The sequence below is a fragment of the Rhodococcus sp. (in: high G+C Gram-positive bacteria) genome (assembly GCF_049299235.1).
GTDB lineage: Bacteria > Actinomycetota > Actinomycetes > Mycobacteriales > Mycobacteriaceae > Rhodococcus.
In genome coordinates, this window is record NZ_JBAQXC010000281.1 from 1 (window position 1) to 7092 (window position 7092).

Genomic DNA, 7092 nt, shown 5'->3' on the forward strand with positions numbered 1-7092 from the left:
CAGCTGGCCCGCGCGCTCGGCTCGACCTATATCGACCCCGAGCACGTGTTCTTCGCGCTCGCCGCCGACCGCACCCGCGGACCGGGCCGCCTGCTCGCGTCGCTCGGTGTGACCCCGCAGTCGCTGCAAGCCGGCCTGCAACCGGCTGCGGCGCCGCCACCGGACGAGTCCGCCACCCCGACCCTCGACAAGTTCGGTGTCGACCTGACCGGCCGTGCCCGCGACGGGCACATCGACCCGGTCATCGGCAGGGCAGACGAGATCGAACAGACCGTCGAGATTCTGTCCCGGCGCACCAAGAACAACCCGGTGCTCGTCGGCGAAGCAGGTGTCGGTAAGACCGCGATCGTCGAAGGTCTCGCCCAGCGCATCATCGACGGAGACGTGCCGGACACATTGCGCGACAAACGCATCGTCCAACTCGACCTGACCGCGATGGTCGCCGGCACTCGCTACCGCGGCGACTTCGAGGAACGGCTGACGAACGTGCTCGACGAGATCACCGCGCAATCCGGTGAGCTGATCGTGTTCATCGACGAGATCCACACGGTCGTCGGCGCGGGCGGCGGCGGCAGCGAAGGCGCGATGGACGCCGGAAACATCCTCAAGCCGAAGCTGGCGCGCGGCGACCTGCACGTCGTCGGTGCCACCACCCTCGACGAGTACCGCAAGCACATCGAGAAGGACCCCGCGCTCGAGCGTCGGTTCCAGCCGGTCACCGTCGGCGAACCCACCCATGCCGATGCCGTCGCGATCCTGCGCGGCCTGCGCGAGCGGTACGCCGAGTTCCACGGTGTCGTCTACACCGACGCCGCGCTCGACGCCGCGGTCGATCTGTCCGTCCGGTATCTGCCGGACCGGCACCTCCCGGACAAGGCGATCGACCTGATCGATCAGGCCGGTGCGCGACTGCGGTTGCGGACCCCGCGCGTCGACACCGACGCGCTGCGCGGCCGCCTCGCCACCCTCGAGACCGCGAAGGACGAGGCCGTCAAGGCGGAACAGTACGAGCAGGCGTCGCAGTTGCGCGACGAAATCGCCCGCGTGCAGGTCCGTCTCGACACCGGCGCCCCGGTCGTCGACGATGTCGACGCGCCCGAGGTGACCTCCGAACTGATCGCCGAGATCGTCTCGCGGGCAACCGGAATCCCGGTGACCCGGATGACTCAGGCCGAGAAGGACCGGCTGCGCGGGCTCGAGGACGAACTGCACAAGCGGGTCGTCGGACAGGACGAGGCGGTGCGCGCGGTCGCGCGTGCGGTCCGGCGCAGCCGCGCCGGCATGGCCGATCCACATCGGCCCGTCGGCAGTTTCCTTTTCCTCGGACCGACCGGCGTCGGCAAGACCGAACTGGCCAAGGCGCTCGCCGAGGTGCTCTTCGGGGACGAGAACAAGATGCTGCGCGTCGACATGAGCGAGTTCGGCGAACGGCACACCGTCAGCAGGCTCGTCGGTGCTCCCCCCGGGTACGTCGGTTACGGCGAGGCCGGTCAGCTCACCGAACAGGTGCGGCGCGACCCGTACTCGGTGGTGTTGCTCGACGAGATCGAGAAGGCGCATCCGGACGTGTTCAACACCCTGCTACAGGTGCTCGACGACGGCAGACTCACCGACGGCCAGGGCCGCACGGTCGACTTCACCAACACCGTCGTGATCATGACCAGCAACCTGGGGTCGGACATCGTCTCCAGCCGTGGCGGGGCGCTCGGCTTCACCACCGGTGACGCCGAAGCCGCCGAGAAGCCGTTGCGGGACCGGGTGATGGGAAGGCTGCGCGAATCGATGCGACCGGAATTCCTCAACCGCATCGACGAGATCGTGCTGTTCCGCAAGCTCGACGGCGAGCAACTGCACCGCATCACCGACCTGCTGCTCGACGATTCGCGGGAACGGTTGCAGGCCAGAGGAATCGGACTGGAGATCGCGGCTGACGCCGTCGACTGGATCGCCGAACGCGGCCACCAGCCCGAGTTCGGGGCCCGGCCGTTGCGTCGCGCCATCCAGCGTGAGGTCGACGACCGCATCGCCGACCTGCTGCTCGACGACGAACTCGCCGAAGGCGGGGCCGTGACGGTCGCGGTGGAAGACGGCGAACTCGTCGTCCGGTAGCCGACCGTAGATGGACAGGTGCCCCTCGCCCCGAATCGGGCGAGGGGCATCGCGCGCGTCCGGAACCTTCTATATTCGCGGGATGGAACAGATCTCCGTCGTGCCGCTGCCTGCCCGCACCCGACTGTTCGGCGCGGTCCTGAAGGTCTTGTCCAGCGAACCGTCCGACGGACCACAGATGGCCGCGTTGCGTACCCGCCGTGCCCGGCTGATCGCGTCGCCGCCGGGACGGCTGGTCGTCGGCGCGGACGCCGCGGGGGTCGCCGTCACCGACCGGCACATCGACGACGGCATCCGGTTGCGCATCCACACGCCGGCAGGCGCCGGGCCACGACCGATCGTGGTGAACTACCACGGCGGCGGCTGGTGCCTCGGATCGCCCGAGCAGTCCCGGTGGATCGCCGGTCGTATCGCCGCGCAGGCCGGGGCGATCGTCGTGTCGCCGACCTACCGGCTCGCTCCCGAACACCCGTATCCGGCGGCCGTCGACGACGCGTGGGCGGCATTGCGGTGGGTGCACACCCACGCCGCCGAACTCGGTGGTGATCCGGAGCGGATCGCGGTGATGGGCGACAGTGCGGGCGGGAACCTCGCCGCGGTCGCCGCCCTGCACGCACGCGATGCGGGTGGCCCCGCGGTGCGCGCGCAGGTGTTGGTCTACCCGGCAGTGGAGATGTACGAGCGGTGGCCGTCGGAGAACGCCCACGCGAACGCGCCGTTGCTCACGTCGAAGCAGATGCGGACGTTCGGACGGCTCTATCTCGGCGACGGGTACGGCACCGAAGACTGGCAGGCATCCCCGATCCGGGCAGCCTCGCACGAATCCCTTCCACCGGCGCTCGTACTCACCGCGGGGCACGACCCGTTGCGTGACCACGGGTTCCGGTATGCCGATGTGTTGCGCGCCGCCGGTGTCGAAGCCGAACACCGCGACTACCCCGATACGATCCACGGTTTCGCGGCGCTTCCCGGTGTCGCGCCCGCCGCGCACACCGCCCTGCGTGACATCCTGGCGTTCCTGCGTCGAACGCTGTGACCTGGAGTGTCCCGCCCTGCGACCCCGATATCGGGCCTCGCATAGAGAATACGAAGTATGGCGAGCACCGAAGATGCGACCGAGACACCGTCCGAGACGATCCGATCCCTGATCGCCCGCATCGCCCATGCGGCGGACGAGGCCTCGGTCGAGGCGTACACCGACCTCTACACCGAGGACGCGGTGTGGGAGATGGCCGGATCCGATCACAACGCCGGGAAAGCCCAAGTCAACCGTGGCTTGGCCGAGATCATCGCAGCGACCCGGAGCCGCCGGGCAAGCGGAATCTCCGGGCCGGGAACCGCGACGCGGCACATCACGTCGTGCGTCGCGGTCACCGTCGACAGTCCCGATACCGCCCGGGCCGAATCCGTCTGGCAGTTCTACGCCGACACCACGACGACGCCCAGACTGTCGGGCATGGGCCGGTATCACGACACGTTCCGGCGGATCGACGGGCGCTGGTTGCTCGCCGCGCGGTCGATCTCCGCCGGCTGACCGGCCGTGGTCGTTTCGCAGCCCGCACCGGGCCTCTGCTACGCTCGTCCGCATGCAGCGCGCATATTTCTGGTTTAGCAGGCCGGCCCTGGGTGGGCCGGTCGGCGTGACCGCGCGCTGACTTCTTCCACCTACGAGCCGGACACAGACCGGCTCGCTGGAATCTCATCTTCTCGTGGGTCGGCCTGAGAACAGGACATCGAACCTCATGAGTACCCAGATCGACAGCACCGCGACCTCGAATCTCGACGAGCAACGCACCGTGCGGATCAGCCCGCTCGTCGCGCCGTCCGTGGTGCGGTCCGAGCACGCCCCCGACGAGGTCGCCGCCGCGACCGTCCGTTCGGGCCGCGCCGGCACCGTCGGCATCCTCGACGGCAGCGACGACCGCCTGCTCGTCGTCGTCGGCCCGTGCTCGGTGCACGATCCTGCCGCCGCGATGGACTACGCCCGCCGCCTCGCCGCGAAGGCCGACGAACTGCGCGACGACCTGCACATCGTGATGCGCGTGTACTTCGAGAAGCCGCGCACCACGCTGGGCTGGAAGGGCCTGCTCAACGACCCGCACCTCGACGGCTCCTACGACATCAACACCGGTCTGCGCATCGGCCGCAAGCTGCTGCTCGACGTGTCGAGCCTCGGTCTGCCCGTCGGCTGCGAGTTCCTCGATCCGATCCTGCCGCAGTACTACGCCGACCTGGTCACCTACGGTGCGATCGGTGCTCGCACCGCCGCCAGCCAGGTACATCGTCAGCTGTGCTCGGCGCTGTCGATGCCCGTGGGCATCAAGAACTCCACCGAGGGTGACGTGCAGGTCGCGGTCGACGGCACCCGCGCGGCCGGTGCGAGCCACGTGTTCCCCGGCACCGACCTCGACGGCAATACCGCGCTGATCGAGACGGCCGGGAACCCGGACTGCCACGTCATCCTCCGTGGCGGCAGCGCGGGGCCGAACTACGACGCCGAGACGGTCGCGGACACCCTGGCCCGGTTGCGTAAGGGCGGCCTGCCGGAGCGGGTCGTCGTCGATGCCAGCCACGGCAACAGCAGCAAGAACCACGAGAAGCAGGTCGACGTCGTCACCGACATCGCCGGGCGGCTGGTCGCGGGGGAGAAGGGCATCGTCGGTGTGATGCTCGAAAGTTTCCTCGAGGCGGGCCGTCAGGACTTGACCCTCGGCAAGGCCGACGAGCTCGAGTACGGCAAGTCCATCACCGATGCGTGCATCGACTGGGCGACCACCGTCGACCAGCTCGACCGTCTCGCCGAGGCCGTGCGCGCCCGACGCCTCGGGTGACGGAAACCAATATTCGGTCTGACCGGCTGAAGGTCCCCACCACCCGAGGGCGCGGCAGACTTGACCATGACGCAGCGTCAGGGTTGATGCTGGGGGCATGAGGATCAGCGAGCTCGCGCGGGCCGCCGAGACCACCGTCCGGACGGTTCGGCACTATCACCGGCTCGGATTGCTGCCGGAACCGCCGAGGTCCTCCAACGGGTACCGCGTGTACGCGTTGGAGGACCTGGTGCGGCTCATGCGTATTCGCTGGCTCGCCCGGTCCGGGGTGCCGCTCGGATCCGTCGCCGCGGTGCTCGGCGCCGCCGACGACACCGACGACCTCGGTGCCGACCTCGAAGCGCTCCTCGGCGCGGTCGAGGAACAACAACGGATCCTGCAGGTCAAACGGGATTCGCTCGCGGAGATGCTGGACCTGCACCGGCGCGGCGAACCGCTCTCGCCGCTCGCAGCCCCGCTCGCGCAGGCGTTCACCGAACTCGTCGACGGTGAGGACGATCCCCGCGTGCGGGAATTGTTCGTCCGTGAACGCGACGCCTGGGAGATCCTCGCGCTGTCCGGGCAGACCCCGAAGTTCGTCGGTGCCGCGGCCGCCGGGCTGGTCGACCCGGTCCGTCGCCGCGAGATCGTCGAACTCTACCGGCGATTCGGGGCGCTGGCCGGCTACGACCCCTCGACCGCGAGCGCGGAGATCGAGGCGGTCGCAGACGCCCTGGCCGGGTTCTTCGACGACCTCGGCGACCCGGACGGACTGTTCACGCAGTGGTCGACCACCGCGGCCGACGTGACCGACAGTCCCCACCTGGCCGAGTTCCTGCCTGATCCTGCGCAACGCGCCGTCGCCGTCCGGGTCATCGACGCGATCGCCGCCCGGGTGGAAAATCCGTGACCGCGCAACGCATTCACCGCATTGCGGTGCTGGTGACGATCCTGACGGCAGCGACGAATGCGCTGCTCGCCGCCGTCGGCGTCATCACGCCCGGCGCCGCCGTCACGCTGTGGCTCGCCGTCGAAGTTCCGCTGTTCGTTCTCGTCGCGGCCCTCACCGCACGGCAGGTCCGTTCCCTCCGGCGCAGCGGCACGACCTGGCGAGCGGTGCTCGACACCGTCGCCGGTCGTGCGGTCGCCGGGCTGATCCGCGGTGAAGTGCGTGCCTATCGCTCGTTGTGGCTGCTCGTACGCCGTCGCCGCGACGGCATTTGCGACGGTGTCGCCGGAATCGGTTATGCCAGAGGGGCAATGGGAATTCCGATCGCGTTTCTCGTTGCGTGCATCGTCGAAACCGCAGTCATCCACCTACTCGTGTCGTGGCCGTGGCTGCGCACCACCTTGCTGATCGTCTCGGTGTACACCTTCGTGCCGTTGGGTGGCATGCTCGCCGCCCGTATCGTGCACCCGCATCTGCTCGACGACACGCGGTTCACGCTCCGCTCGGGCCACCAGGTCGTCGCCGTGATCGATCGCGGAAACATCGTAAAAGTGCTGTTGCACAGGAATTTTCGGAACATCGATCCTATCATCGACGGCATTGCGTTGTATCTGCCCGGACCGGACGGCACGAATGTCGACGTGCTGGTGCGCGACCCGGTCGAGGTGACGCTCCCACACCTGTTCGAGCGTCGGCGTGTCACCGGGAGTGTCGAGCGGATTTCGCTACAGGTCGACGATCCCGAGGCGCTCCGCGCCGCACTCGCTGCGACGCGGAGCGGGACGGGTGCTAACTCAGTGGGGTGAAGTCCCGGCTGGCCAGGTGCGTGGGGCGCGGCTTCGGAGCGGCGAACGGCTCGACGAGCGTGTTCTCCACGCTGTTGAACACGACGAACAGATTCGACCGCGGGAACGGGGTGATGTTGCCGTTCGAACCGTGCATGCAGTTCGAATCGAAAATCGTTGCCGAGCCGGCGGATCCGAGGAAGGTAGCGATGCCGTGCTCGGCTGCCATCCGCGTCAGGGTGTCCTCGTCGGGCGAACCGGTCGGCGGAACGTGCGTCACCAGAGACTGCTGATGGTAGTTCTCGGGTGTCTCGCCGGGGCACGAGACGAACGTCCGGTGCGAGCCGGGCATGATCATCAAACCGCCGTTGTACCCGTAGTTCTCGGTGAGCGCGATCGAGATGCTCAGTGCGCACGGACGTGGCATGCCGTCCTCGGC

7 protein-coding genes are annotated in these 7092 nt (G+C 68.6%); 6 read left to right on the plus strand and 1 reads right to left on the minus strand.

The features are described from left to right. The 6 genes from WAX14_RS16615 to WAX14_RS16640 all read left to right on the plus strand — a co-directional run. Positions 1-2109: ATP-dependent Clp protease ATP-binding subunit (locus tag WAX14_RS16615; protein WP_422629157.1), on the plus strand; the 2109-nt coding region annotated here is incomplete at its 5' end. 82 nt (positions 2110-2191) lie between these two features. Further along, positions 2192-3145 (plus strand): alpha/beta hydrolase, encoded by a 954-nt coding sequence (locus tag WAX14_RS16620; protein WP_422629158.1) that lies wholly within the window; start codon positions 2192-2194, stop codon positions 3143-3145. A 57-nt stretch (positions 3146-3202) separates the two neighbouring features. Then, a complete protein-coding gene (locus WAX14_RS16625) occupies positions 3203-3643 on the plus strand; it encodes a nuclear transport factor 2 family protein (RefSeq protein WP_422629159.1) in 441 nt (146 codons plus the stop codon). Between the two features lie 208 nt (positions 3644-3851). After that, positions 3852-4940, plus strand: a complete 1089-nt coding sequence (locus WAX14_RS16630) for a 3-deoxy-7-phosphoheptulonate synthase (protein ID WP_422629160.1) — start codon at positions 3852-3854, stop codon at positions 4938-4940. 97 nt (positions 4941-5037) lie between these two features. Next, on the plus strand, positions 5038-5829 hold the full coding sequence (locus WAX14_RS16635; protein WP_422629161.1) for a MerR family transcriptional regulator: 792 nt from the start codon (positions 5038-5040) through the stop codon (positions 5827-5829). Continuing rightward, the gene (locus WAX14_RS16640) at positions 5826-6674 is read left to right on the plus strand and encodes a hypothetical protein (protein ID WP_422629162.1); all 849 of its coding nucleotides are present in this window, start codon (positions 5826-5828) and stop codon (positions 6672-6674) included. Before WAX14_RS16635 ends, WAX14_RS16640 begins: the two co-directional genes overlap by 4 nt. On the opposite strand, the gene WAX14_RS16645 is transcribed toward WAX14_RS16640, so the two are convergent. Continuing rightward, on the minus strand, positions 6658-7092 hold a 435-nt coding region (locus tag WAX14_RS16645; RefSeq protein ID WP_422629163.1), incomplete at its 5' end, for a phytanoyl-CoA dioxygenase family protein. The genes WAX14_RS16640 and WAX14_RS16645 overlap by 17 nt on opposite strands.

What these genes read in the sequence shown, in the direction of transcription:
- WAX14_RS16620 (WP_422629158.1), top strand. Translation starts at nt 2,192, where the DNA reads ATGGAACAGATCTCCGTCGTGCCGCTGCCTGCCCGCACCCGACTGTTC.
- WAX14_RS16625 (WP_422629159.1), top strand. Translation starts at nt 3,203, where the DNA reads ATGGCGAGCACCGAAGATGCGACCGAGACACCGTCCGAGACGATCCGA.
- WAX14_RS16630 (WP_422629160.1), top strand. Translation starts at nt 3,852, where the DNA reads ATGAGTACCCAGATCGACAGCACCGCGACCTCGAATCTCGACGAGCAA.
- WAX14_RS16635 (WP_422629161.1), top strand. Translation starts at nt 5,038, where the DNA reads ATGAGGATCAGCGAGCTCGCGCGGGCCGCCGAGACCACCGTCCGGACG.